This is a genomic window from Streptomyces sp. NBRC 110035, assembly GCF_000829695.1.
GTDB lineage: Bacteria > Actinomycetota > Actinomycetes > Streptomycetales > Streptomycetaceae > Streptomyces.
The window spans coordinates 85,833-110,835 of the sequence record NZ_BBNN01000026.1; the positions used below are offsets into that span (position 1 = coordinate 85,833).

Consider the following 25,003-nt stretch of genomic DNA (forward strand, 5'->3'; position numbering starts at 1 on the left):
CCGCCACCGGCGTTGTGCGCGTGCACCGCCGAGAGGCGTCCCGGGTGGGCGGCGGCACACGACGCACACCGGACACACCGCGGAAAGCCGCTGGTGGGGCGGCGGATGGGCCGCCTCCGTCACCCGGACGGACACCTTCCACCATTTCTTACGCGTGAGTAACGTCGTGGAAATGACCGGACAGACGACCCGTGGGCCCGCTCCGCTCCGGTACCGGGCGGGACCCCGACGGCAGGCGCTCGCCGCGCTGCTGGACGGACTGCGCACCGACGGCGGTGCCCGTGTCGTGACCGGCGAACCCGGCGGCGGCCGTACGGCCTTCCTGAAGTTCGCGGCACGATCCTTTTGTGCCGGACCGGTGTGGTACGTCCGCGCCGAACCGGCCTGGTCTCCGCATGCGCAGCCCCACAGCGGTCTGCACACCCTGCTGCGTGCCGCCGGCCACGCCGGGCGTCTCCCCGGCGACGGCACGGCGGGCGGGGAGACGCTCCTGGACATCCTGCGGGCGGCGTCCGCACGGTCACCTCTGCTGGTGTGCGTGGACGACGCGCACCTGTGGGACACCGCTTCACGCGCCGCGCTGGGCCGGGTGGCGGCGCGCGTGCACGCGGCGGAGGGCGTCCACCGCGTGGGTCTGCTCGTCAGCGTGCCGGGACACCGGCCCGTGGGAAAGGAACTGGCAGGACTTCCGGTGCTGGAGCTCGCCCCGCTCACGCCCGGGGACGCGGCGGGCCTGCTGCACGATCTGACGGACGGGGCCGTCGACCCGGTCGTCCGCGACGAGTTGGTGACCGAGGCGCAGGGCAATCCCGCGCTGCTACTGGCCCTGGCCCACCGCCTCTCGCCGGCCCAGCTCCGCGGCGACCGGTCGCTGCCCCACCCCCTGGCCGATGCCGTGACGCTGGCCGCCGTCGCGGGCGGGTGCCCGGGCGGCCGTCGACCCGACCGGGCCGGCCTGTTGCTGACCGTCGCCGCGGCGATGCGTGCCACGGGGGAACAGGACGCCGAGGCCGCACTCGTACGGCGGGCGACGAACGGCTGCAGCGGTCGGGAGGGCGACGGACGGCCCCCGCCGTCCGAGCCGCCGAAGGCGCCCGAGCTGGTCGCGGTCTCCGAGGGCCGGCTCCGGTTCCGCAGCCCGCTGCTGGGCAGGGCACTGTACGCCGGTGCGCCGCCCGAACGCCGCCGCGCCGCGCACCGTGCGCTGGCCGCGGCGCACCCCGATCCGCACGGTGTGCCCGCACTGCTGCACCGCTCATGGACCGCCCTCGGACCCGACGCGGCCCTGGCCGCCCGACTTGAGCGCGCAGTCACCGACCCGACCTCCGGCATACCGTCCTCCCTGCGCCGTACGGCGCAGGTGCGGGCCGCCGAACTGACGCCGGACGACGCGCAGCGGGCGCGGCGGTACACGGCCGCCGCACAGCAGGCTCTCCTCGCCGGGCATCCGCGCGAGGCCCTGCGCCTGCTCGACGCCGCCGGAAGCCGGCCGGCACCGGCGCCGGTGCGCGGCCGCGCCGAACTGATCCGGGGCAGAGTACTCCTGGCCGACGGCCCGGTGGACGACGCCCGCGAGTCCTTCCTGCTCGCCGCCCGGCTCCTGGTGGGTCCGAGCCCGGCGGAGGCCGACGCCGCGGTCCTCGGCGCGGCGGACGCGGCCTGGGCCGCCGGCGACCGGCAGGCCTGCCTTCGGGCTCTCGCCCACGATGACGCCTCCGCCGATCCCGCCGTCGCGGGGCTGCTCGATCTCCGCGCCGCGGCTGCGGCCACGCCGGGTCCGCAGGAGGCGGTAGCACGGGAGGCGCTCCGGGGCGGCCCTTCCCACCGTGGCGCCGCCGTCCCGGCGCAGCCCTCCGTTTCCCCGTCCAGCCTGCTCCGCGACGACCGGGACGGCATGCGTGCCGTGCTGCTGGGGCGGTTCGACCTCGCCGCTGCCCCGCTGACCCGTGTGGTGGACCGGGGCCGTCCCGCCACCGACCCCGAACGGCTGCTGCGGTCGGTCGCCGCGGCCCTCATGCTCGGGGACGTCGTCGCCGCCCGCCGGGGCGGAGCACGGGCCCTGGCGGCGGCACGCACGCTGGGCGCCGCATCCCTGGAACCGCGCGCCCTGGAGTACCTGGCCTACGCCGAACTGCGCGCCGGCTGTCACCAGCTGGCCCGTACCCACGCCGAGGAAGGCCTGCGTGCCGCGCGCCGGACCGGACAGCGGAACACGGCCGCCCACCACCACGCCGTACTGGCGCTGGCGGCATCGATCGAGAGCGACCGGGCACGCGTCACCGGGCACGCGGCGGCAGCGCTCACCACGGCCCGGCGGCACGGCCTGGCCCAGGCCTTTCTGCTCGCCCAGTGGGCGGCGGCCCGCGCCGATCTGGGCGCGGGCCGCCCCGAGGCGGCCGCCGACCGGCTCGGCCCGCTGGTCCGCCCCGGCGCGCGGCGCGGCCACTTCGCGCTGTGGATGCTCGCCGCCCCCTGCTTCGTGGAGGCCGCCGCCCTGGCCGGGCGGCCCGAGCACGCCCGCGCGGTGGTCGAGGACTTCGCGCTGTGGACCGGCTGCGGCGCCGACCCTCAGGCCCCCGCCCAGCTCCTGCGCTGCCGCGCCCTGCTGGCCGCGCCGGAGGACGCCGACGAGCTGTACCTGCGCGCCCTGCAGCGGCACGACGAGACGTCCGGCGACTTCGAACGGGCCCGCACCGGACTGCTGCACGGCAAGTGGCTGCGCCGACGGCGCAGACTGCGCGAGGCCCGCGCCCGGCTCGGGGAAGCGCTGGTCGACTTCGAGCGCTGCGGCGCGCAGCTCTGGGCACGCCAGACGGCCGCGGAACTGCGCGCCAACGGCGTGGCGCCGAACGGGCCGGGAACGGGCGAAGCGCCCCGGCACGGCGCGCGCGGCCTGTCCCGGCTGACCCCGCAGCAACTGCGGATCGCACGGTGCGTCGCGGAAGGGGCCACCAACCGGGAGGTGGCGCTGAGCCTGTCCGTCAGCACCCGCACCGTGGACTACCACCTGCGCAACGTCTTCGCCACGCTCGGCGTCCGCTCCCGGGTCGAGCTGGTCCGACTGGTCGAACAGGCGGAAAAGACCGGTGCACAACTCTAGGGACCGACCGGACGGTATGTCATCCTTCGGGGCAGGACGAGTCGGGTGGCGGTCCGCTCACCGGCTCCACGGCCGGCCGGGAGCCGGTACGGGGACCGCCACGCGGGCGCCACCGGGAAAGCCGACCCTGGGGGAGATGCGCGATGCAACACGCCGTACGGCCACGAAGCCTGCCGCGCCCCGGACCCGTGCCCGCACCGCGGGCGCGGGCACCGCGTGTGCGGTCACTGATCGACGCCGACGCACTGGGCGTGCTGCACCGGGCCGCCCGGGTGCTGCTCGACGACCTGCCCCGGCTCTCCGACCAGCTGGTCGCCCTGCTCCAGGACCAGGAGCCCGCCTACCGGTCGGCGATCGAGAACAACGCCACCGAGATCTGGCAGGAGGTGCACCGCTCGCTGCGGCACAGCGTCTCCGCGCTGCTCGACCCGCGCGGTGTCCGGGACGCGGCCCGCCGCTGCTCCTGGAAGATCGGCGCCACCCGCGCCGAACAAGGGCTGCCGCTGGACGCGCTGCTGCACGCCTTCCGGCTGGGCGGCTCCCTGGTGTGGCAGAGCCTGGTCGACGAGACCTCACGGACGGCCCCCGAGGACGTACGGCTGCTGGTGCACGTGGCGTCCGACGTGTGGAACTTCGTCGACGAGCACTGCACCGTCGTGGCGGACGCCTACCGGCAGACCGAGCGTCAGCTGTCCTGGCGGCGGGAGAACAGGGTGCGGCTGCTGGCCACGGCGCTGCTCGACGGGACCAGCCGGATCGCCGACCTGCCCGAGGCCGCGCTGGCACTGGGCCTGCCGGAGCACGGCCGGTACGTGGTCGTCGCGGTCGGCGGCGGCCGGTTCGCCGCCTGTCCCCGTGCCCAGGCGGTGCCCGCTCCCGGTGTGCGCGTGCACTGGCACACAGGCGTGGACGCCGACCACGGCATCGTTCTGGTCCAGGACGACGCGGAGCCGGTGGTGGAGGACGAGCAGCCGCCGGGCGTACGGGCGGGTGTCAGCAGCGCCGTCGAAGGGCTCGCCGCGGTGGGCGAGGCACGCAGGCTGGCGGACACCGCGCTGAGCCTGTGCCCGGAGACCGGCGGCACGGTCCGGCTGACGGAACACCTGCCGGCGGCCCTGGTGGTGTCCTCCCCCGACCTCGGCGCCGCCCTGGCCGACCGGCTCTTCGGCCCGCTGGCACGGCTGGAGCCCGCCGACGCGGAGGTCCTGCTGGACACCCTGGCCACCTGGCTGGCCTGCGACGGGTCCGCCCAGCGGGCGAGCAGACGGCTGTACTGCCACCGCAACACCGTCCTCAACCGCCTGCGCCGCTACGAGCAGTTGACCGGACGTTCCCTTTCCCGCCCCTTCGACCTGGTCGAGGTCACCCTCGCCCTGACCGCCCGCAGGCTCCTCCCACGCTGACCGGCCCCCCGGGGCGGGCCGTACGCCTCGGGGCCCGTCCGGCGGATCATGCCGAGGACGCGGGGTCCGGTACACACTTCCCCAGCTCTTCGAGCAGGGGGTGCCCCCGGCCGCGTTGTCGTCACTTCCCCCTCTCGGCTTCGCTCGGGAGGGGGGCCGTCCCCCGGCGTTCCGGGACGTCCCCGACGAACAGGACCCCGTCGGTTCCTTCCAAGTGGGCCGGGTCGAACGGGCTGTACCCGAACCACGGCGACACGCGGGCGGGGGGCACTTTGTCGCCGAGGAGGCCGGCCAGCCGGGGGCCGCCGATGAGGCAGGGGTCCTGAGGGGGCGCGTACAGCACTCCCTCGACGGTGTCCGGGGACGGGGTGTCCACTCCCTGGTGGCGGATCGTGCCGAGAGCCGTGGCCAGGAAGGCGTACTTCTCGCCCAGGCGGGCGCTCACGAGCGCGCCGGCGCTCCACCATCCCAGCAGCGGCTGGTCCCACATGCGCATCGTGCTCTTGTGCCGCTGGAGATGGCTGTTGTGGGCGAAGACCAGGACCGGGCCCCGTTCGGCGAGGGCGAGGAGGTTGTCGGCCATCATCCGGTCCCGCTGGCCCAGCAGCCGTGTCATGCGGCCGGGTGAGGTGCCGGCCAGCCAGTAGTGGTAGCGCAGCAGGCCGGTGGCGGTGCGCCCGTGCAGGCGCGCCCGGTCCCAGTCGTCCCGCGAGGTCGCCGCGATCAGATGCGGCGTCTCGGCGTCGAGCAGCGCCACCAGGTCGTCGGCGAGCAGCAGCAGTTCCCCGGCCTCTGCCGACCGCCCCACGGACCGGGCCGGGTCCATCATGACGGCGGGATGGGTCCACCGGTCGTCGGCGCCGAGCAGACGGTCCAGTGCTTCCGCGGCGCAGGGGAGCAGGTCCGGGGCGACCCGGGCGGCGAGGTAGCCGTGAAGCGCGGTGAGGGCCTGCCTGGGGCTCGCGGCGCCGCTGATCTCCAGCGGGCCGTCGAAACCGGCGAAACGGAGCCGCTCGGACACGGGTCGGCCGTCGTTGTACTCCCGCATCCAGCACACGAGTTCGCGGTTGGCCGCGAAGGCGCCCCAGCCGTGGCTGAATCCGCGCTCCACCACCTCGTCGAGGGCGCCCGTGCCCGAGGTGACGTAGTCGTCCACGACCAGGCCCATGAGGCAGTCGCTCTCGATCGCGATCGTCCGGTAGCCCTCCTGCTCGACAAGCTGTCGGAACAGTTCGTTGCGCAGGCCCAGCAGAGCGTCCTCACCGTGTGTGGGCTCCCCGAGCGCGAGCACGCGCGGCCGGCCGGGAAGCAGCTCCATGACGCTCCCGGCGTCCACGGCACGGACGACGTCCTTGATGCGAATAGTCATGCCGTCAACGCTATCGCTGAACTTTCGGTGGAAACTTTTCCGCGATACCGTCGGTTCCATGGGGCGAAACCTTCAAAATGGGGGACGACTTCGACCGGTCGACCTGGCACGCGGGCACGGTCTGTCCACGCAGGCCGTCAGGAACTACGAGGAGGCAGGCATTCTCCCGCCCGCCGACCGCACCCCCCACGGCTACCGCACCTACACCCCGCTGCACGCGCGGGCCCTGGCCGCGTTCCGCGCCCTGGTACCCGGCCACGGCCACGCGACGGCGACGGCGATCATGCGCGCCGTCAACCAGGACGCGGTCGACGAGGCGCTGCGGATCGTCGACGAGAGCCACGCCCAACTGCTCGAGGACCGCCGCACACTCCGCGCCGTGGAGCGGGCTCTCGGCGACCTGGCGCCCGGCACGGAGCGGCCCGGCCCGGTGCCGGGCACGGTGTCCCGCGCGGTGCCCGGCACCGACGGCACGTTCATCGGGCCACTGGCGCGTCGGCTCGGCCTCCGGCCCGCGACGCTGCGCAAGTGGGAGCGCGCCCAACTGGTGAGCCCACGCCGCGACCCGCTGACCGGCTACCGCGTCTACGACGAGGCCGACGTCCGGGACGCCCGCCTCGTCCACCAGCTCCGGCGAGGCGGCTACCTGCTGGAGCAGATCGCCCCGCTCATCGCCCAGGTGCGGTCCGCCGGGGGCCTCGAGCCCCTGGAAGCCACCCTCCAGGACTGGCACGCCCGGCTGTCCGCCCGCGGGCGGACGATGCTGACCGGAGCCGCCGAACTGGACGCGTACCTGCGCGTCCGAGGCTGAGACCCGGGACCGTCCCTGGGCAGCCGCACAACCCCCGCGCGCCCCCGTTGGGACGTCGCAGCGAGCGGGGCCGGAAGCCTGTTCCGCCCGCCCGCGCCCGTGCTGTCGTGGGCTCCCCTTCCCGTCGAAGCCGTCGCCGCCGTGCGGTACGGCCCCGAGGAGCCGTGATGCCCGAAGCACCACCGGACGACCGGCCCGCGCTGCACGTCGAGAACGTCGACGTGACGTACGGGCGCGCCCTGTCCGCCCTCCGCTCCGTGTCCCTCACCGTGCCGCACGGCGGCGTCGTCACCCTGCTCGGCGCCAACGGCGCGGGCAAGACGACCCTGCTGCGGGCCGTGTCCGGCACCCTGCGCCTGCACCGCGGTGCCATCACGGCCGGCCGCATCCGCTACGGCGACACCGTGCTCGACGGCAAGGACCCCGTGAGGGCGGTACGCGCCGGAGTCGTCCAGGTCCCGGAGGGACGGCGGGTGTTCGCCGGGCTCACGGTCGACGAGAACCTGCGCAGCGGCGGACTCGGACTCGGCCGTCGGGGCCGGGCCCAGGTCCACGAGGCACGGGAGCGCGTGTTCACGCTCTTCCCCCGGCTCGCAGAGCGCTCCCACCAGGCCGCGGGGCTGCTGTCCGGGGGCGAGCAGCAGATGCTCGCCATCGGCCGCGCACTGATGGCCGCTCCCCGCCTGCTGCTCCTCGACGAACCGTCCCTCGGCCTCGCACCGCAGATGGTGTACCGGATCGCCGAGGTGATCCGCGAGATCAACACCCAGGGCACCGCCGTGCTCCTGGTCGAACAGAACGCGGGTATGGCACTCTCCCTCGCCGACCACGCCCACGTCCTCGAGGTCGGGGAGACCCGCCTGTCCGGCCCCGCCGACGAACTCTCCCGCACCGACGCCGTACGCCGCCTCTACCTGGGCGAGGCGGCCGAGGACCAGACGGCCGACGACCGGGTGGCCAGGGGCCGGGGGGCGGCGTGAACGACCGCACCACCACCGCGCCGCCCGTGCTCGACGTACGGGACGTCACCGTGCGCTTCGCGGGACTCACCGCCCTCGACACCGTCTCCCTCACCGTCGCACCCGGCACGGTGCACGCGATCATCGGACCCAACGGCGCCGGCAAGTCGACCTGCTTCAACGTGCTGTCCGGCCTCTGCCGCCCGGCCGCCGGCACGGTGACCCTCGGCGGCACCGAACTGACCCGGCTGGCCCCGCACCGCATCGCCGCGCTCGGCGTGGCCCGCACCTTCCAGAACATCGTCACCACCCACGGCACGGTCGCCGACAACCTGATGCTCGGCCGCCACGCCCTGACCCGCGCGGGCTTCGCCGCCACCGCCCTGCGTCTGCCGGGCGCCGTGCGCGAACAGCGCGAGCACCTCGCACGGGCCCGCGAGATCGCGGAACTGACCGGTCTCGGCGCCCACTTCGACAGCCCGGTCGCCCTCCTGTCGTACGGCGACCGCAAACGCGTGGAACTCGCCCGCGCCCTCTGTCTGGAGCCACGCGTGCTCCTGCTCGACGAACCGGTGGCCGGCATGAACGCCACCGAACGCGCCCGCACCGCCGGGGTCGTGGGCGAACTGCGGGCCGAACTCGGCCTGTCCGTCGTCCTCGTGGAACACGACATGGGACTGGTCATGCGCCTCGCCGACGACGTCACCGTGCTCGACTTCGGCCGGTCCATCGCCCACGGCACCCCCGACGAGGTCCGCCGTGACCCCGAGGTGCTGCGCGCCTACCTCGGCACCGACACCCGGGAGGAGGACGCGGCATGACCGTATTCCTGGACACCGTCCTCGGCGGCATCGCCCTCGGCGCGGTCTACGCGCTGGTCGCCCTCGGCTTCGTCGTCATCTTCAAGGCGTCCGGCGTCCTCAACTTCGCCCACGGCTCCCTGCTCCTGTTCGGCGGCTACCTGACCGCCGTCCTCCACGACGACCTCGGCTTCGCCGGCGCGCTGGCGCTGGCGGTCCTGACCACCGCCGCCCTCGCGGGCGCCCTCGACCGGTTCCTGCTGCAACGCGGCGGACAGGACGCGCACTCCGCCCATGTGCAGACCATCGTCACCATCGGCATCGACATCGTCCTGCTGACCGACCTGGCCCGGCGCATCGGCGGCGACCTGCTGCCCCTCGGCGACCCCTGGGGCGACGGCGTGACCGAGATCGGCCCGGTGACCGTCGCCGACAGCCGGCTCGCGGCGATCGTGGTGTCCGCCGTGGTCATCGGCGGCGTGTTCGCGCTCTTCCGGTTCACCCCCTGGGGGCTGTCCCTGCGGGCGGCGGCCGAGGACCTCGAGGCCGCGTCCCTCATGGGCGTACGGCTCGGCCGGGTCCGCGCGATCGCCTGGTGCCTGGCGGGCGCGCTCGCCGCACTCGCCGCCGTGTTCCTCGCCGCCTTCCCGGCACCCGGCCTGGAACGCAGCACCGGCCTGATCGCGCTCAACGCCTTCCCCGCGGCGATCCTCGGCGGCCTCGCCTCCCCGACCGGAGCCCTCGCGGGCAGCCTGCTCATCGGCCTGACCGAGGCCCTGGTCGTCGGCTACCAGTCGGACCTGCACGTCCTCGGCGAGGGCTTCGGCGACGTCGCTCCGTACGCGGTGATGCTGCTGGTGCTCCTGGTACGGCCCACCGGGCTGTTCGGCGCGAAGGGAGCAGCCCGTGTCTGACCGCATCCCCACGGCCCTGACCGGCCGCGGGGCACGGGTCGTGCTCCTCGCCGTCGTCCTGTGCCTCCCCCCGTTCTACCTGGACGCCTTCTGGCTGCGCATCGGCCTGTTCTCCATGGCGGCCGCCATCGGCGCCGTCGGCCTCGCCCTGCTGACCGGCACCGCCGGACAGCTCTCCCTCGGCCACGCCTTCTTCCTCGCCGTCGGCGCCTACGGCTACACCTGGCTCGCGGGCGAGCCCGGCCCGGGACTGCCGACCTCCCTCGCCGCTCTCCTCGCGGTGCTGCTGGCCGGCGCGGCGGGCGGGCTGTTCAGCCCCGTCGCCGCCCGGGTGCGCGGCATCTACCTGGGCATCGCCACTCTCGCCCTGGTCTTCCTCGGCCACCACGTGCTGCTGACCGCCGACGGCATCACCGGCGGATTCAACGGCCGTTCCGTGCCCCCGCTCAGCCTCGGCGGCTTCACCTTCGGCGCCGGCGGCCCCGGACTCACCGTGCTCGGCGTGCCGTTCGGCGCGGAGGAACGACTGTGGTTCCTGGGCCTTGCGTTGTTCGCGGTCACCTGGTTCACCGCCCGCGGTCTGCTGCGCGGGCGCCCCGGCCGGGCGCTCGCCGCCCTGCGCGACAGCGAGACCGCGGCCGCCGTGATGGGTGTCGACGTCGCCCGCCACCGCTCGGCGGCCTTCGTGGTGTCGTCCATGTACGCAGGGCTCGCGGGCGTTCTCCTCGCCCTCTCCTTCCGCCGGGTCGTCCCGGACTACTTCTCCCTGGTCCTCTCCGTCGACTACCTCGCCATGATCGTCATCGGTGGGCTCGGCTCCGCAGCCGGAGCCACCGCGGGCGCCGTCTTCGTCACCGCGCTCCCGCTGCTCATGACCCGCTACGCCGACCAGCTCCCCCTGGTGGCCGCCCCCGGCTCGGGCGACGGCTCCATCGGCCCCACCGAGGCCGCCCGCTACCTCTACGGCGCCGCGATCGTCCTCGCCCTGCTGTACGCGCCCGACGGCCTGCACGGACTGGTCCGCCGGGCCCGCGACCGGGTACGGCGCCGACGCCCCCGAGCCCCCGCCACCGACCAGGCCCAGACACCACCGCAACCGGCCGCAGCCGTACGACCCAAGGAGCCCACCCCGTGAACACCACGCATCACCGGCCCCGCACCCGGCGCCGCACCAGCGGCACCGCCCTCGCCGGAGCCCTCGTCCTGCTGCTCGCGGCCACCGGGTGCAGCTCCAAGGCGGACGACGGCAACGGGGGCGGCGAATCCGCCGACGGCGTCCGCACCGGCCCCGGCGTCAGCGCCGACACCATCCGGCTGGGAGCCCTCACCGACCTCACCGGCCCGTACGCCACGCTCGGCAAGAGCATCGTGCAGGCCCAGCAGATGTGGGCCGACGAGACCAACGCCGACGGCGGCATCTGCGACCGCAAGATCGAGATTGTCGTCAAGGACCACGGCTACGACGTGCAGAAGGCGGTCACCGCCTACGCCGACATCGCCCCGGACGTCGTCGCCCTGCCCCAGGTCATCGGCTCGCCCGTCGTCTCCGCCCTGCTCGACGACGTCGAGCGCGACAAGGTGCTCACCTTCCCGCAGGCCTGGGCCGCCTCCCTGCTCGGGAAGGACGCCGTTCAGGTCCTCGGCACCACCTACGACATCGACATGATCGCCGCGGTCGACTTCCTCACCCGCACCAAGGGAGTGAAGAAGGGCGACACCATCGGCCACGTCTACTTCGAGGGCGACTACGGCGCCAACGCGCTGGAAGGCTCCACCTGGGCGGCGAAGCAGGCCGGACTGAAGATCGCCGGGCAGAAGATCCAGGCCACGGACACCGACCTGTCCGCACAGGTCTCCGCCCTGCGCAAGGAAGACGTCAAGGCCGTCCTGATCAGCGCCGGACCCGCCCAGACGGCCTCCCTCGTCGGCGTCGCCGCCTCCCGGGGCCTGAGCGTCTCCGTGGTCAGCAGCGCACCGGGCTACGCGCCCCAGCTGATGGAGACCCCGGCCGCGCCGGCCCTGGCCGCCATGCTGCACGTGGTGAGCGCCGCACCCGCGGTCAGCTCGGAACTGCCGATGGTCCAGCGCATGGTGACCTCGTACAAGAAGAAGTACCCGGACTCGCCGGTCGACTCCGGGGTGCTCTCCGGCTACAACGCGGCGCAGCTCATGGGCGCCGACCTGAAGGCGGCCTGCGACGCCGGTGGCCTCAGCCGCGAGGACGTCGTCAAGGCGCACCGCTCGCAGAAGAACGCCGACACCGGCCTCGGCACCGCACAGAACTTCTCCGACGTCGACCGCCCGGCGAGCGTCGAGACGTACGTCCTCAAGCCCGACGCGAAGGCGACGGGCGCCGTGGTGAACGCCGAGGACGCGCACACCGCCTCGGGCGTCGAGGAGTACCTGACCAGGCGGTAGGCGCACCGCGCCGTCCGGGCCCGCCCCGGCGGACCCCGCGGAGGGGAACGCCGGGGCGTCCGTGCGCTCGGGGCGGGACGAACGGGTGGTGCGAGCGTGGCGGAACGGCGGCCTCAGCCGGGGAGGACCCGGGGAGAGCGGTCCGAGGCCGGCCAGACGTACGGCAGGTCGTCCGGCTCCCCGGGGAAGAGTTCCGCGTAGAAGGCCGGGTCCTTGCGCATCAGGGCCGAACGGTGGCTGCGGTGCAGGGCGTCGTCCCCGAGCCAGGGGGGCAGTTCACCCGCCTCGGCCAGTTCCCGCTGACCGCGCACCGGTGCGCCGGGCCGGACGGTGGCCAGCTCGGCGACGAGCGTGGCGGCGCAGCCGTCCTGGTGCCCCCGGTCGCGCCAGACCCGGCAGATCTCGAGGCCGTAGCGCACCAGTGCCTCCTCGTAGCCGGTCCACATGAGGACCGCCGGGTGCCGGCGCCACCCGTAGCCGGGCACGATCAGGCCGCGCAGGACCTGAAGGGCCTCCACCCGTTGCTTGCCGAGCCGGCGCCGGTCGAGTACCGACGCCGACCGGTGGAAGCCGGGACAGGGCAGGAAGGTCTGCATCGGGCCCTCCCGGGGACCGGGGCCACCGTGGCCGCGGAACGCGGTCCACCCCGTCGCAGTTCCCCTTCCGCCGCGGTGCACACCCCGCGGCTCAGCCCAGGTTGCCCAGACGGGCCTCGCGCCACAGGTCCACGCCGCCGTCGGTGGCGTACTCGTCGATCTCTGCCAGCTCCTCGTCGCTGAAGTCGAGGTTGTCCAGCGCGGCGACGTTCTGCTCCAGTTGCTCGGTTCGGGACGCGCCGATGACCAGCGAGGTGACGCGCCGGTCCCGCAGGGCCCAGGCCAGCGCCATCTGCGCCAGCGTCTGCCCGCGGCGGGCCGCGATGCCGTTGAGGGAGCGCAGCCGGTGCAGCATGTCGTCCGTCAGCCACGCGGTGTCGAACGACTTGCCCTGCGTCGCCCGCGAATCCTGCGGCACACCGTCCAGATAGCGTCCGGTCAGCAGCCCCTGGGCCAACGCCGTGAACCCGATGATCCCGAAGCCCTCCTCCTGGGCCACGTCCAGCAGTCCCTCGGTCTCGATCCAGCGGTTCAGCATGCTGTACGAGGGCTGGTGGATCAGCAGCGGAGTCCCGAGGTCCCGGAGGACGGCGACCGCCTCACGGGTGCGCTCGGCGTCGTAGGAGGAGATGCCGACGTAGAGCGCCTTGCCCTGGCGGACCGCGGTGTCCAGCGCGCCCATGGTCTCCTCGAGGGGAGTGGTGGCGTCGAGCCGGTGGGAGTAGAAGATGTCCACGTAGTCCAGGCCCATCCGCTCCAGCGACCGGTCCAGCGAGGCGAGCATGTACTTGCGTGATCCGCCGCCCTGACCGTAGGGACCCGGCCACATGTCCCAGCCGGCCTTGGTGGAGATCACCAGCTCGTCCCGGTACGGGGCGAGGTCCTGCTTCATCAGCCGGCCGAAGTTGACCTCCGCGGCGCCGTAGGGCGGTCCGTAGTTGTTCGCGAGGTCGTGGTGGGTGATGCCGAGGTCGAAGGCGCGCAGCGCGATCTCACGCTGGGTCCCGAAGGCCCGGTCGTCACCGAAGTTGTGCCAGTAGCCCAGGGACAGCAGGGGGAGGTCGAGCCCCGAACGTCCGGTGCGCCGGTAGCGCATGGTGCCGTTGTAGCGCTCGGGATCGATCACGTGGTTCATCGAGTGGTCTCCGGGTGCGATTCAGGGGTGTTTGACGGACTCGGGAACCCTGCCCACAGTGCCCCCGCATGATCCGGAAGTCCAACCGGTGCTCTTCGCGCAATTCGGCGGTGCCGCTTCTGGACCGGGGGCCGGGCACGGGATCGGTGAGGGGGGCAGGGGCCGGTGTGCGGGACCGACTGTGCGGGACCGACGCGGTGCGATTGACGGATTGCCGCCCTCGCCGGGTGGGCAGAGAGGCGTTGAGTGTCATGAGCACGACTAGCCTGCCCCCACAAGGAGGTCGACCATGCACATCCGTACGCTGACCGGAAGCCTGGCCGCGGTTCTGGTGCTTTCCTCCCCCCTGCTGTGGGGCGGCCAGGCTGTGGCCGCCCCGTCCGGCGCACCCGAGCAGGAGGCGGCAGCCCGCCTGCTCACCTACGACGCGAGCGGCTCCGCGGAGTTCAGGTCCGCCGTCGACCGGGGCGCGGCGATCTGGAACGAGAGCGTCGACGCCGTGGAACTCCGCCCGGTCGCGTCCGGGCAGCGTGCCAACATCCGGGTCCTGGCGGACAACGGCTGGCCGCGCGCCCTGCCCGGCACCCTGGGCAACGGCACCGTCTACATCGGACGCCAGGCCGTGAACCAGGGCTACGACACGATCCGCATCTCGGCCCACGAGTTCGGTCACATCCTGGGCCTGCCGGACCGTAAGCCGGGGCCCTGTTCCAGCCTGATGTCCGGCTCCAGTGCGGGAACCGCGTGCACCAACCGTCACCCGAACGCGGCGGAGAAGGCGGAGGTCGAGGACAACTTCGCGCGTGTCCTCTCCGGCGCACCGGAACGGACGGAGCAGGCAGGGGCGACGGAGTCGGTGCCTCGAGCCGTGCTGATCAGGGACTGACCGGCAGTCCCGCCGTGCGCACCGGACCACCCCGCACGCTGCTCACCCGCCCGATGTGACTACCGAGGCGAATGCGGCTATGGTTGACGCAGGTCAAGGCGCCGGAACTCCCGGAGCCCTCCCGTGCGTTGGTGGTCCAAGGAAAGACGCCCCGCTTCCTGCGGGGAAATGCAGGTGCAAGGCCTGCCCAGCGCTCCACCGCAAGCCCCTCCCCCGGAAGCTCGTCCGGGGGAGGGGCTTGTGCCGTTGGCACTAGGTGCGTCGAGGGCCGCTCGGGCCGTGGGGCCGGGTCACGCCGTGTGCAGGGTCAGACCGTAGCGGTTCAGGATCTCGTTGATCGGCTGGAACCAGGTCTGGCCGCCGGAGGAGCAGTTGCCCCAGCCGCCGGAGGTGACGCCCTGTGCCTGGTCGCCGCTGATGAACGAGCCGCCCGAGTCGCCGCCTTCGGCGCAAACGCTCGTCTTCGTCATCTGGTACACCGCGCCCTGGCTGTAGTTGACGGTCTCGTTCTTGGCCAGCAGTGTGCCGCAGTGCCAGTGGGTCGTGGAGCCCGAGCGGCAGATCGAGGCGCCGACCGGAGCCTCGTTCGAGCCCCGCACCAACTGGTCGGAGACCGTGCCCCAGCCGAGTACGACCGGAACCGTCCACCAGCCGCTGCCCACGTTGACCCACGCGTAGTCGTTGCCCGGGAACGAGGAGCCCTGGAAGTTACCGATGTACGAGCCGTCCCAGCCCCGTACCTGGCCGCCCACACCGCCGCAGTGCCCGGCGGTCACGAAGCCGCCGTGGACCGAGAAGCCGATGGAGCAACGGACGTTGCCCGTGTAGTAGGGGTCGCCGCCCACCGTTCCCGCGGCGAAGGTCTCGGCGGCCGCCCGCACGGTGCGCACGGTGACCGGTCCTGCCGCGCGGGCCTCGGAGAGGAACCGCTGGACATCGTTGTCGGTCCGCTCGCCCCCGACGACGTTCACGACCACCGCGTTGACGGCCGGGTCCACGGACCAACTGCTCACGCCCGACGGCGCGTCGAGGCGGTCCAGACGTGACACCGCCGCGTCGAGCTGCCGGGCGCTGTGCTCGACGGTACGGACGGCCGCACCGGAGGACCGGAGGCTGCGGACGGTGGCGGCGTCGGCGTCGGGCGTGACGGCGACGGTCAGCTTCTCGCTCTTCGCGTCGAACCAGGCGCCGCCGTACGCCGGTCCGGCGGTCTTGCGGGCCTTGGGCTCGAGTTCGGTGGCCCGCTGTTCGGCGGCGAGCCGGGCCTCGGCCTCGGCGGGGGAGAGACCGAAGTCCCGCTGCATGGCGTGCAGCAGGGCGGTGGAGGCGGGCGCGGACTCCACCGACGTGGCGGAGGCGGCGGGGGAGCCCGAACCGGGGGTGTCGTTCGCCGAGGCGGGCAGAGTGCCGGCCGCGGTCCAGCTGCCGATCATGAAGAGTGCGGCCACGCAGGCATGCGTGAGTCTGGTGCGTCTCATGGACGTGCCCTTCGTCGTTCCAGCAAGGTGGGGGTGGAACAAACGCAATCTGAGAGCGCTCTCATTCGAGTCGGGCCGAGCCTAGCGGGCCCTGGCTATCAGGTCCATGCCAATGACCGAATCCGCTGCTTCGCCCACCGGTCGCCCGCTCGCCGACGGTGCTGCCGGGCGTCCGGCGCGTGGCGCGTGGCGCGTGGGACGTACGGTGCCGGTTGCCGTCGGTCGGCCGTTGCCGGGGCCGGTGTGCGCGGGCGGGACCGGCTTCGTCGCCGCCCGTTCCGCTTCCGGGCCGGCGGGCACGGCACGCAGGGTGTTCTCCACATTCCGCTGGACCACGTCCCCCGAAGGGCGTCCGGCCTCCCGTGCGAGAACCGCGGCCTGCCGGGACAGCCCGGGGGCGAGGGAACCCTTCGCCTGCCACTCGTGCTTCCGCTCACCGCTGATCAGCGGACCGGTGCTGTTCCCGGGCACCCCGCGGGGACCGGCCGGGCACCGGTGGGGCCGGACGAGGTTCCGGCTGACCACGGCGACGACCACGGCGACGGCCCTCGCACCGCGGCCGGAGGTGAACGCGGCGGTGACCGCCGTGGCCGCGGCGCCCTCCTGCCCGCCGATGCCCGCGCTCCGAAGCCGGCCGAACCGGTGGACGCCCGGGCACCGGGCGCTCGCCGCCTCGTCGGGAGCGCCCGACACGGGTCGACACACCCGGCACGTTTCCCGGAACCGGAGGAAAGAGCCCGCCCGGCCCGCCGTCGTGGGCCCGGGGGAGTGCGGCCGGGCATCTCGGGTAGGCGCGCCATGTGATCGGTGAGTGAAGGCGGATCGGATGGAACCAGTTCCTGTCGACGGAGGGGACCGGGTGCCCGACGCGCCGCGCCGGGCGTCCTACGCCCTGGACGGCGACGGCGCGTGGATAGCGGAGGCCCGGCGGCTTGCCAAGGCGTTCCTGACACGCGTCCAGACGGAGGACGGGCTGCCCGTGTCGGGCCAAGTGGTGGAGGTCACCCAGCTCGTGGTGAGCGAGTTGGTCACCAACGCCCGCAAGTACGCGCCCGGCCCCGTCCGGCTGGACCTGCGCATCGCCGGCGACGCCCTCGAGGTGATGGTCCGGGACGGCAGCACCGCGCTGCCCGTGGCCGGGGTCGCGGACCCGGACCGGGTGGGCCGGCACGGCCTGGAGATCGTGCTGGCCGTCACCCGGGGGGTGGAGGTGCGGCCCGAGCCGACCGGCAAACGCATCACGGCCCTGATCCCCCTCATGGAGACCGGCGGCCGGTGACCCGGGCCGGGGTGCGCCGCCTGCTGCCGACGGATCCCCGGCCCGGGAAGCCGGGACTCAGGCACCGACGTAGGACGCGAGGTGCTCGGCGGTGAGGGTGGAGCGGGCGGCGACCAGGTCGGCGGGGGTGCCCTCGAAGACGATCCTGCCGCCGTCGTGCCCGGCCCCCGGCCCGAGGTCGATGATCCAGTCGGCGTGCGCCATGACCGCCTGGTGATGCTCGACGACGACCACCGACTTGCCGGAGTCGACCAGCCGGTCGAGCAGGCCCAGCAACTGCTCGACATCGGCGAGGTGCAGGCCGGTGGTCGGCTCGTCGAGGACGTACACGCCACCCTTCTCCGCCATGTGCACGGCCAGCTTGAGCCGCTGTCGCTCGCCGCCGGACAGCGTGTTCAGCGGCTGGCCGAGGGTGAGATAGCCGAGCCCCACGTCGGCGAGCCGGACAAGGACCCGGTGCGCCGCCGGAGTACGGGCCTCACCGGCGCCGAAGAACTCCTCCGCCTCGGCCACCGGCATCGCGAGCACCTCGCTGATGTCCCGGCCCCCGAAGCGGTGCTCCAGCACCGAGGCCTGGAACCGCCTGCCCTCGCAGTCCTCGCAGGTGCCGGCCACCCCGGCCATCATCGCCAGGTCGGTGAAGACGACACCGGCACCGTTGCAGGTGGGGCAGGCACCCTCGGAATTGGCACTGAAGAGCGCCGGCTTGACGCCGTTGGCCCTGGCGAACGCCTTACGGATCGGTTCGAGCAGCCCCGTGTACGTCGCCGGGTTGCTCCGCCGCGAGCCGCGGATCGGACTCTGGTCCACCGACACCACGCCCTCGTCGCCGGCCGCCGACCGCTTGACCAGCGACCCGTGCACGAGCGAACTCTTGCCGGAACCGGCGACACCGGTGACCACGGTGAGCACACCGAGCGGGATGTCGACGTCGACACCGCGCAGGTTGTGCGTCGTCGCCCCCCGGATCTCCAGCGCCCCGAAGGGCTTGCGCACCGACTCCTTGAGTGACGCCCGGTCGTCGAAGTGGCGGCCCGTGACGGTGCCGCCGCGCCGCAGTCCTTCGACGGTTCCCTCGAAGCAGACGGTGCCGCCCGCCGTACCGGCACCGGGGCCGAGGTCGACGACATGGTCGGCGATCGCGATCGTCTCCGGCTTGTGCTCCACGACCAGCACGGTGTTGCCCTTGTCCCGCAGCCGCAGCAGCAGGTCGTTCATCCGCCGGACGTCATGCGGGTGCAGGCCGATGGTGGGCTCGTCGAAGACGTACGTGATGTCGGTGAGCGGGGAGCCGAGATGGCGGATCATCTTGACGCGCTGGGCCTCGCCGCCCGACAACGTGCCCGACGGCCGCTCCAGCGCGAGGTATCCGAGCCCGATCTCCACGAAGGAGTCGAGGGTGCCGCCCAGCGAGGTGAGCAGCGGCGTCACCGACGACTCGGACAGGCCGCGGACCCACTCGGCCAGCTCCCGGATCTCCATCGCGCAGGCGTCGGCGATGCTGACGCCTGCGATCTTCGACGATCTGGCCCCCTCGCTCAGCCGGGTGCCGTCGCACTCGGGGCAGGTGGTGAAGGCGACCGCCCGCTCCACGAACGCCCGGATGTGCGGCTGCATCGACTCCCTGTCCTTCGACAGGAACGACTTCTGGATCTTGGGGATCAGCCCTTCGTAGGTGAGGTTGACGCCGTCGACCTTCACCTTGACCGGCTCCCGGTACAGGAAGTCCCGCATCTCCTGCTCGGTGAACTCCCGGATCGGCTTGTCCGGGTCGACGAAGCCCGACCCGGCGTAGACCCGGACGGTCCAGAAGCTGTCCGACTTCCAGCCCGGGATGGTGAACGCGCCCTCGGACAGCGACTTGGTGTCGTCGTAGAGCTGGCCGAGGTCGATGTCGGAGACGCTGCCGCGGCCCTCGCAGCGCGTACACATCCCGCCGGTGCGCTCGTAGGTCGCCTTCACCGTCTTCCTGTCGCCCCGCTCGACGGTGATCGCCCCGCTCGCCCGGACCGAGGCGGTGTTGAAGGAGAACGCGCTGGGCGGGCCGACGTGCGGAGTGCCGAGCCGGCTGAAGAGGATACGCAGCATCGCGTGGGCGTCGGTGACGGTGCCGACCGTGGAGCGCGGGTCGGAACCGATCCGCTGCTGGTCGACGATGATCGCGGTGGTCAGCCCTTCGAGGACGTCGACGTCGGGCCGTGCCGGGGTCGGCATGAAGCCCTGCACGAAGGCGCTGTACGTCTCGTTGATCAGCCGCTGCGACTCCGCCGCGACCGTGTCGAACACCAGCGAGCTCTTGCCCGAGCCGGAGACGCCGGTGAAGACGGTCAGCCGGCGTTTGGGGATCTCGACACTGACGTCCTTGAGATTGTTCACGCGCGCGCCGTGCACGCGGATCAGTTCGTGGCTGTCGGCGCCGTGCGATGCCGGTGGCTGCGTCCTCGTTCTTGTGGCCATTCCGGGGCCCCCGTCCTCTCGTGGGTGCTCCGTGGTCCGCTCCGTGGCCCGGGGACGGGCTCAGCGCACCTCCTGGATGCGGATCAGGTTGCCCGAGGGGTCACGGAAGGCACAGTCGCGCACGCCGTACGGCTGCTCGGTCGGCTCCTGGACGACTTCGGCGCTCTCGGCCCCCTGCAGCTTCGCGAACACACCGTCGAGGTCGTCGGTGGCCAGCAGCAGGCCGGCGTAGGTCCCCTTGGCCATCATCTCGGTGATCATGCGCCGCTCGTCGTCGGTGACACCGGGGTCGGCGGCCGGCGGGGTCAGCACGAGGGACGTGGCGGGCATGCCGACGGGACCGACGGTGATCCAGCGCATGCCGCCGTACCCGACGTCCTTGCGGACCTCGAAGCCGAGGGTGTCGCGGTAGAAGGCCAGGGAGGCCTCGGGGTCGTCGTGGGGGAGGAAGCTCGCGTGAAGGGTGATGTCCATGGAGATCACGCTAGAGGGCCCCGGCCCTGGAGGCTTCTCGATTCCTGACCGGTCTGGTCACCTGCTTCGCCACGCACGCCGGCATCCCTTCCGTGGCGTCGGCGGCCAGGCGCCGGTAGGTGCTCGGCGGCGTGCCGACGAGTTCGGTGAAGCGTGTGCTGAACGTGCCCGGCGACGAGGAGCCCACCGCGAAACACACCTCGGTCACGCTCAGGCCGCCGCGGCGGAGCAAGGTCATGGCGCGCTCGATGCGCCGCGTCATCAGATAGCTGTACGGAGACTCGCCGTACGCGGCCCGGAACTCCCGGCTCAGGTGCCCGGCCGACATGTGGACGCCCCGGGCGAGCGCCTCGACGTCCAGCGGCTGCGCGTACTCCCGGTCGATCCGGTCGCGGACCCGGCGCAGCCGGGCGAGGTCGCGCAGCCGCTGTGCCGGGGCGGGTGTGCCGGTCATGTGCGAGATCGTACACACGGAGGCTGTCCGGCCAGGGCGGAATCCCGGGCGCGGGCGGGCGTGGACGGAACAACAGGGGTCCCGGCATGGTTGAGACCGGTGCGCGTACGGCCGCGGCCGTACGGGATCATGAGTGCGAGGCGGACGTGTCCGTCGAAGGACGCGGCAGAAGGGCGGGACGAGATGACGAGGACCGAGGAGAAGGCGCTGCTGGCGGGCGGCTGTTTCTGGGGCATGGAAGAGCTGATCCGCACGTTCCCGGGTGTCCTGAGCACACGCGTCGGCTACAGCGGCGGCGACGTCCCCGACGCCACGTACCGCAACCACGGTACCCACGCCGAGTCGATCGAGATCACCTACGACCCGGCGGTCACCGATTACCGCACGATCCTGGAGTACTTCTTCCAGATCCACGACCCCAGCACCAGGAACCGGCAGGGCAACGACATCGGGCTGAGTTACCGCTCCGCCATCTTCTACTTCGACGACGAGCAGAAGCGCGTCGCCGAGGAGACGATCGCCGACGTCGACGCGTCGGGCCTGTGGCCGGGGCCCGTGGTCACCGAGGTCGCACCGGCCGGCCCGTTCTGGCTGGCCGAGCCCGAGCACCAGGACTACCTCCAGCGGTACCCGGACGGTTACACCTGCCACTTCGTACGTCCCGGCTGGCGTCTGCCCCGGCGCGCGGAGGCCTGAGCCGCCCAGGTGCGCGCCGCCGGGACTCCGGACCGGAGCCCCGGTGCTCGGCCGGTGCCCGGACCGGAGCCCCGGACCGGGCGCCGGCCGGCTCGGTCGCCGCTCCGGGGCCGGCCCCGTTCGTACCGGTCACCGCGGGCCGTCGGCCGGGGGCGGGCAGGCGCCCGTCAGCCGAACTGGCCGGGCCGGTAGTCGCCGGCGGGCTGCTGGTTGATGACGTTGATGCGGTTGTAGGTGTTGATGACGGCGATGAGGGAGACGAGGGCGACGAGCTGGTCCTCGTCGTAGTGCCTGGCCGCGTCGGCCCATGCCTCGTGGGTGACGCCGCCGGCGGCGTCGGCGATACGGGTGCCCTGTTCGGCGAGTTCGAGTGCGGCGCGTTCGGCCTCGGTGAAGACGGTGGCCTCGCGCCAGGCGGCGACGAGGTGGAGACGCTGGGCGGTCTCACCGGCGTGGGCGGCGTCCTTGGTGTGCATGTCGGTGCAGAAGCCGCAGCCGTTGATCTGGCTGGCGCGGATCTTCACCAGTTCCTGGGTGGCGTGCGGCAGGTCCGAGTCGGACGCCGCCCTGCCCGCGGAGTTGATGTGCTTCAGCACCTTGGCGCCGAGTGCGTTGCCGAAGAAGTCGAGACGGGCGTCCATGGTGATCTCCTGGGTTGCGATTGCGGTGACGTATTCCTGACGGAACAGGCCGTCGAGGTGTGACAGGCCCCGGGGTGTGACCTACGTCTCCCTGCGGGGGGCGCCTTCGTGGGGAAGGGCTCGGGCGGGAGGCGGCGTGGCCGCGGAGGCATGATCGGGAAGCGGCGAGCGGGCGATAGCCTGGCCGCGTGCAGGATGACGCCTCCTCGCGGGAGGGCACCCGCTGACACCCGGCCCGGGTACGGGAGCAATGAGGGGCCGGGAAGCCGGACAGAGAGCACGGACGGGGGAGCGGAGCGTCGGTGAGCGAGCGCCAGGAATGCGACTGGGCGGACATGACGCCAGGAGATTTCGACCGGGACGCTCCGCTGTGCCTGAACGTGGGCACCGGACCCGTCGTGGTCCCGGCGGAGCCCGACGAGTACGGCACGGCGCCCCTGTTCGGCGAGGAGTCGCCGGCCCGGCGTCCCGGCCCGCGCCGCCCTCCGCGCGGTGGCACGGCAGCCGAGCAGGAGCACCTGTTCTGATCCGTCCCGGCGCGCCGCCGCACGCGGTCAGCCGTCGCACAGGGTGCGGGCGGGCAGCAGGACGTGGGCGGCGGACCGCAGGGTGTCCTGGTCCGAGGTGAACGCGTCCAGGGTCGCGAGGTCGCCGGGCTCGGCGCCGGACGGCCAGGGCCGGGTGGTGAAGACGAGGTACACGTAGCCGCGTTCACCGGCGGCGTCGGCCCACTTCGGCGGTGGGACGAACTGGGCGTCGAAGCCCGGCATGGTGAGCGCAGCCGCGCCCGGCACGACGACCACACCGGACGGACCGGGCTCCTCGGTGGCGTCGACGAGGCGGCCCCGGGGGGACAGGCCCGCCCCGCGCAGCAGACGCCGTACGGCGTCCGCGGTGGCGTCCGGGCCGCTTGCCCCGTTGCCCAGGGAGCAGGCGAGAAGGAAGGGGACGCCGCCGTCCGGTGTTTCCCTGTGCCGGGCCATGACGACGACGGAACCCAGGTCGGTGGAGTTCCGTGGCTGCGCTGCGGTGGAGGTCGTGGACACCGGGAAACCGTATCGGCGCGGCGGCCCTCATCCGGTCGGCCGTCACCCGTCCGGGCGATGACCGCGGCGGCTCTCCACACGTACGAGGGATGAACTGCCCTCCGGGGCAGTCAGGTTCGGGGTTCCCGGCTTCGAAGTCCGACGGGTCGTGGGGTGTTCCCGGGGTGACGGCACGGCGACGCGACGGACCGTGCACACGAACACGGGCAGGTCACCGGTGCATAACGCGAACTAAGGGTAGGCTAACCTTGCGGCGTGAAACCTGGTGAAGAGGCGCCCCCGGGCCTGCGCGGCCATGAACTGGCGGCGACCGATGTGACCGTGGCGTACGACGGCGTGGACGTCGTCCACGCCGCGGCGCTGACCCTGCGGCCCGGCGAAGTGACCGTACTGGTCGGTCCCAACGGCAGCGGCAAGTCGACCCTGTTGCGCACCGTGGCGCGGCTCCAGCCACCCCGTCGGGCCACGCTCACGATCGACACCGACACCGACGGCCTGGCCCTCGGTCCCCGCGAGTTCTCCCGCCGCGTGGCCCTTCTGCTGCAGGGAAGGCCCACGCCCAGCGGCCTGAGCGTGCGCGACGTCGTCGAGTTCGGCCGCTATCCCCACCGGGGCCGCTGGGGCGGCGCCGACCCCGGCGGCCGTGCCGCCGTCGACCGCGCCCTCGCCATGACGGGCGTCGACGAACTCGCCGACCGAGGCGCGGAACACCTCTCCGGGGGACAGCTCCAGCGCGTCTGGCTGGCCGGCTGCCTGGCCCAGGAGACCGGGGTCCTCCTCCTCGACGAACCCACCACCTACCTCGATCTGCGCTACCAGGTCGAACTTCTCGACCTGGTCCGCGATCTGGCGGACGACCACGGCATCGCCGTCGGCGTCGTCCTGCACGACCTCGACCAGGCGGCGGCCGTGGCCGACCGGATCGTGCTGCTCGCCGAGGGACGCGTCGTCGCCGAAGGCACGCCCGAGGAGGTCCTGACGCCGCAGCGCCTGACCGAGGTCTACGGCATCCGGATCGAGGTCGGCACCGACCCGCTCACCGGCCGGCTGCGCACCCGCGCGATCGGCCGCCACCACACCCGCACCGAAAGGCTCAGCACCCTCTCATGAGACGACTCCTGCTCACCGCGCCCCTGGCCGCCACGGCCCTCCTGCTCACCGCCTGCGGAACCACCGAACCCGCCGCCACCGAGGCGAAGGAGTCCGTCGAGACCATCACCCTGACCGACGCCTCCGGCACCAGGGTCGAACTCGACGGCCCGGCCAGGAACGTCGTCGGCACCGAGTGGAACGTCGTCGAGACCCTGATCTCGCTCGGCGTCGAACCGGTCGGGGTCGCCGACGTCAAGGGCTACAAGACCTGGAACACCGCCGTCCCGCTCACCAACGAGCCCAAGGACATCGGCACGCGCGGCGAGCCCAGCATGGACACCATCGCCTCGCTGAAGCCCGATCTCATCGTCGCCACCAGCGACCTGCAGCCGAACGCCGTCAAGCAGCTGCGCGAGGTCGCCCCCGTCCTCACGGTCACGTCCGCCGACGCCTCCGACCAGATGGGGCAGATACTCGAGAACGTCGACCTCGTCGCGAAGGCCACCGGCACCACCGAGCAGGCGGCCACGCTGAAGAAGGACTTCGACGCGAAGCTCGCCGAGGGCAGGAAGGCCCTGGCCGACGCCGGTCTGGACGGTTCCGAGATCGCCTTCGCCGACGGCTACGTCACCTCCAACCAGGTCTCCGTGCGCCCGTACACCTCCGGCTCCCTCATCGGCGTGGTCAACGAGCGGCTCGGGCTGAAGAACGCCTGGACGATGGAGGGCGACAAGGCCTACGGCCTGGCCGCCACCGACGTCGAGGGACTGACCGGCCTGGGCAAGGACGTGCAGTTCGCCTACATCGGCAGCGACGGGGACGCCAACAGCGACCCGTTCGGCAACCAGCTCGCCAAGAACTCCGTGTGGAAGTCCCTGCCGTTCGTGAAGGCCGGTGCCGTCCACCGGCTGCCCGACGGCATCTGGATGTTCGGCGGTCCCGGCTCGATGGGGGCGTACACCGACGCCGTCGTCGAGGCGCTGACGAAGTAGCGC

The 25,003-nt window shown here is 72.9% G+C and carries 24 protein-coding genes; 14 read left to right on the forward strand and 10 right to left on the reverse strand.

Annotation, left to right across the window (positions count from 1 at the left end; all coding sequences use genetic code 11):
- Positions 1–172 precede the first annotated feature (172 nt).
- Positions 173–3,100, forward strand: coding sequence for a helix-turn-helix transcriptional regulator (locus TU30_RS16530; RefSeq protein ID WP_052479830.1), 2,928 nt, complete (start codon positions 173–175; stop codon positions 3,098–3,100).
- Positions 3,101–3,243: 143 nt separating this feature from the next.
- Positions 3,244–4,503, forward strand: coding sequence for a CdaR family transcriptional regulator (locus TU30_RS16535; RefSeq protein WP_042170560.1), 1,260 nt, complete (start codon positions 3,244–3,246; stop codon positions 4,501–4,503).
- 121 nt (positions 4,504–4,624) lie between these two features.
- Here TU30_RS16535 and TU30_RS16540 read toward each other — a convergent pair whose 3' ends face one another.
- Positions 4,625–5,872, reverse strand: coding sequence for an erythromycin esterase family protein (locus tag TU30_RS16540; RefSeq protein WP_042170563.1), 1,248 nt, complete (start codon positions 5,870–5,872; stop codon positions 4,625–4,627).
- A 58-nt stretch (positions 5,873–5,930) separates the two neighbouring features.
- Between TU30_RS16540 and TU30_RS16545 the strand changes: the two genes are divergently transcribed.
- From TU30_RS16545 to TU30_RS16570, 6 genes are all read left to right on the forward strand, one after another.
- Complete coding sequence (locus tag TU30_RS16545; RefSeq protein ID WP_042170565.1) at positions 5,931–6,683, forward strand: TioE family transcriptional regulator; 753 nt, start codon at positions 5,931–5,933, stop codon at positions 6,681–6,683.
- 167 nt (positions 6,684–6,850) lie between these two features.
- Positions 6,851–7,663 carry an ABC transporter ATP-binding protein gene (locus tag TU30_RS16550; RefSeq protein WP_042170566.1) on the forward strand — a complete coding sequence of 271 codons (813 nt, stop codon included), beginning with the start codon at positions 6,851–6,853 and terminating at the stop codon, positions 7,661–7,663.
- Positions 7,660–8,463, forward strand: coding sequence for an ABC transporter ATP-binding protein (locus tag TU30_RS16555; protein ID WP_042170568.1), 804 nt, complete (start codon positions 7,660–7,662; stop codon positions 8,461–8,463). Before TU30_RS16550 ends, TU30_RS16555 begins: the two co-directional genes overlap by 4 nt.
- Positions 8,460–9,356, forward strand: coding sequence for a branched-chain amino acid ABC transporter permease (locus TU30_RS16560; RefSeq protein ID WP_042170570.1), 897 nt, complete (start codon positions 8,460–8,462; stop codon positions 9,354–9,356). The genes TU30_RS16555 and TU30_RS16560 overlap by 4 nt, the downstream gene beginning before the upstream one ends.
- Positions 9,349–10,491: a branched-chain amino acid ABC transporter permease gene (locus TU30_RS16565; protein WP_042170573.1), complete on the forward strand. Its 1,143-nt coding sequence runs from the start codon at positions 9,349–9,351 to the stop codon at positions 10,489–10,491. Before TU30_RS16560 ends, TU30_RS16565 begins: the two co-directional genes overlap by 8 nt.
- Positions 10,488–11,774, forward strand: a complete 1,287-nt coding sequence (locus TU30_RS16570; protein ID WP_042170577.1) for an ABC transporter substrate-binding protein — start codon at positions 10,488–10,490, stop codon at positions 11,772–11,774. The genes TU30_RS16565 and TU30_RS16570 overlap by 4 nt, the downstream gene beginning before the upstream one ends.
- Positions 11,775–11,887: 113 nt before the next feature.
- Here TU30_RS16570 and TU30_RS16575 read toward each other — a convergent pair whose 3' ends face one another.
- Together TU30_RS16575 and mgrA are read right to left on the reverse strand one after the other, a co-directional pair.
- The gene (locus tag TU30_RS16575) at positions 11,888–12,370 is read right to left on the reverse strand and encodes an MSMEG_6728 family protein (protein ID WP_042170579.1); all 483 of its coding nucleotides are present in this window, start codon (positions 12,368–12,370) and stop codon (positions 11,888–11,890) included.
- A gap of 91 nt (positions 12,371–12,461) precedes the next feature.
- Positions 12,462–13,505: an L-glyceraldehyde 3-phosphate reductase gene (gene mgrA, locus TU30_RS16580; RefSeq protein WP_042170582.1), complete on the reverse strand. Its 1,044-nt coding sequence runs from the start codon at positions 13,503–13,505 to the stop codon at positions 12,462–12,464.
- Positions 13,506–13,794: 289 nt separating this feature from the next.
- Between mgrA and TU30_RS16585 the strand changes: the two genes are divergently transcribed.
- Positions 13,795–14,391 (forward strand): snapalysin family zinc-dependent metalloprotease, encoded by a 597-nt coding sequence (locus tag TU30_RS16585; protein WP_042170585.1) that lies wholly within the window; start codon positions 13,795–13,797, stop codon positions 14,389–14,391.
- A 290-nt stretch (positions 14,392–14,681) separates the two neighbouring features.
- Here the strand turns inward: TU30_RS16585 and TU30_RS16590 are convergent, their stop codons facing one another.
- Together TU30_RS16590 and TU30_RS16595 are read right to left on the reverse strand one after the other, a co-directional pair.
- Positions 14,682–15,869, reverse strand: coding sequence for a S1 family peptidase (locus TU30_RS16590; protein WP_042170587.1), 1,188 nt, complete (start codon positions 15,867–15,869; stop codon positions 14,682–14,684).
- An 81-nt stretch (positions 15,870–15,950) separates the two neighbouring features.
- Positions 15,951–16,562, reverse strand: coding sequence for a hypothetical protein (locus tag TU30_RS16595; protein ID WP_042170589.1), 612 nt, complete (start codon positions 16,560–16,562; stop codon positions 15,951–15,953).
- A 133-nt stretch (positions 16,563–16,695) separates the two neighbouring features.
- On the opposite strand from TU30_RS16595, the gene TU30_RS16600 reads away from it, so the two are divergent.
- Positions 16,696–17,148 (forward strand): ATP-binding protein, encoded by a 453-nt coding sequence (locus tag TU30_RS16600; protein ID WP_042170591.1) that lies wholly within the window; start codon positions 16,696–16,698, stop codon positions 17,146–17,148.
- Positions 17,149–17,205: 57 nt separating this feature from the next.
- Here the strand turns inward: TU30_RS16600 and TU30_RS16605 are convergent, their stop codons facing one another.
- The 3 genes from TU30_RS16605 to TU30_RS16615 are packed head-to-tail and all read right to left on the reverse strand — an operon-like array spanning position 17,206 to position 20,533.
- Complete coding sequence (locus TU30_RS16605; RefSeq protein ID WP_042170593.1) at positions 17,206–19,605, reverse strand: excinuclease ABC subunit UvrA; 2,400 nt, start codon at positions 19,603–19,605, stop codon at positions 17,206–17,208.
- 60 nt (positions 19,606–19,665) lie between these two features.
- The gene (locus TU30_RS16610; RefSeq protein ID WP_042170783.1) at positions 19,666–20,079 is read right to left on the reverse strand and encodes a VOC family protein; all 414 of its coding nucleotides are present in this window, start codon (positions 20,077–20,079) and stop codon (positions 19,666–19,668) included.
- Between the two features lie 10 nt (positions 20,080–20,089).
- The gene (locus TU30_RS16615) at positions 20,090–20,533 is read right to left on the reverse strand and encodes a helix-turn-helix transcriptional regulator (protein WP_042170595.1); all 444 of its coding nucleotides are present in this window, start codon (positions 20,531–20,533) and stop codon (positions 20,090–20,092) included.
- A gap of 183 nt (positions 20,534–20,716) precedes the next feature.
- Between TU30_RS16615 and msrA the strand changes: the two genes are divergently transcribed.
- A complete protein-coding gene (msrA, locus tag TU30_RS16620; protein WP_042170597.1) occupies positions 20,717–21,229 on the forward strand; it encodes a peptide-methionine (S)-S-oxide reductase MsrA in 513 nt (170 codons plus the stop codon).
- Positions 21,230–21,396: 167 nt separating this feature from the next.
- On the opposite strand, the gene TU30_RS16625 is transcribed toward msrA, so the two are convergent.
- On the reverse strand, positions 21,397–21,870 hold the full coding sequence (locus tag TU30_RS16625) for a carboxymuconolactone decarboxylase family protein (RefSeq protein ID WP_042170599.1): 474 nt from the start codon (positions 21,868–21,870) through the stop codon (positions 21,397–21,399).
- Between the two features lie 302 nt (positions 21,871–22,172).
- Between TU30_RS16625 and TU30_RS16630 the strand changes: the two genes are divergently transcribed.
- Positions 22,173–22,397, forward strand: coding sequence for a hypothetical protein (locus TU30_RS16630; RefSeq protein ID WP_042170601.1), 225 nt, complete (start codon positions 22,173–22,175; stop codon positions 22,395–22,397).
- A gap of 27 nt (positions 22,398–22,424) precedes the next feature.
- On the opposite strand, the gene TU30_RS16635 is transcribed toward TU30_RS16630, so the two are convergent.
- Positions 22,425–22,916, reverse strand: coding sequence for a DUF5949 family protein (locus TU30_RS16635; protein WP_042170604.1), 492 nt, complete (start codon positions 22,914–22,916; stop codon positions 22,425–22,427).
- A 255-nt stretch (positions 22,917–23,171) separates the two neighbouring features.
- Here TU30_RS16635 and TU30_RS16640 point away from each other — a divergent pair, with 255 nt between their 5' ends.
- Both TU30_RS16640 and TU30_RS16645 read left to right on the forward strand, forming a co-directional pair.
- On the forward strand, positions 23,172–24,026 hold the full coding sequence (locus TU30_RS16640; RefSeq protein WP_042170606.1) for an ABC transporter ATP-binding protein: 855 nt from the start codon (positions 23,172–23,174) through the stop codon (positions 24,024–24,026).
- Positions 24,023–25,000, forward strand: a complete 978-nt coding sequence (locus TU30_RS16645; protein ID WP_042170609.1) for an iron-siderophore ABC transporter substrate-binding protein — start codon at positions 24,023–24,025, stop codon at positions 24,998–25,000. The genes TU30_RS16640 and TU30_RS16645 overlap by 4 nt, the downstream gene beginning before the upstream one ends.
- The last annotated feature ends 3 nt before the right edge of the window (positions 25,001–25,003 follow it).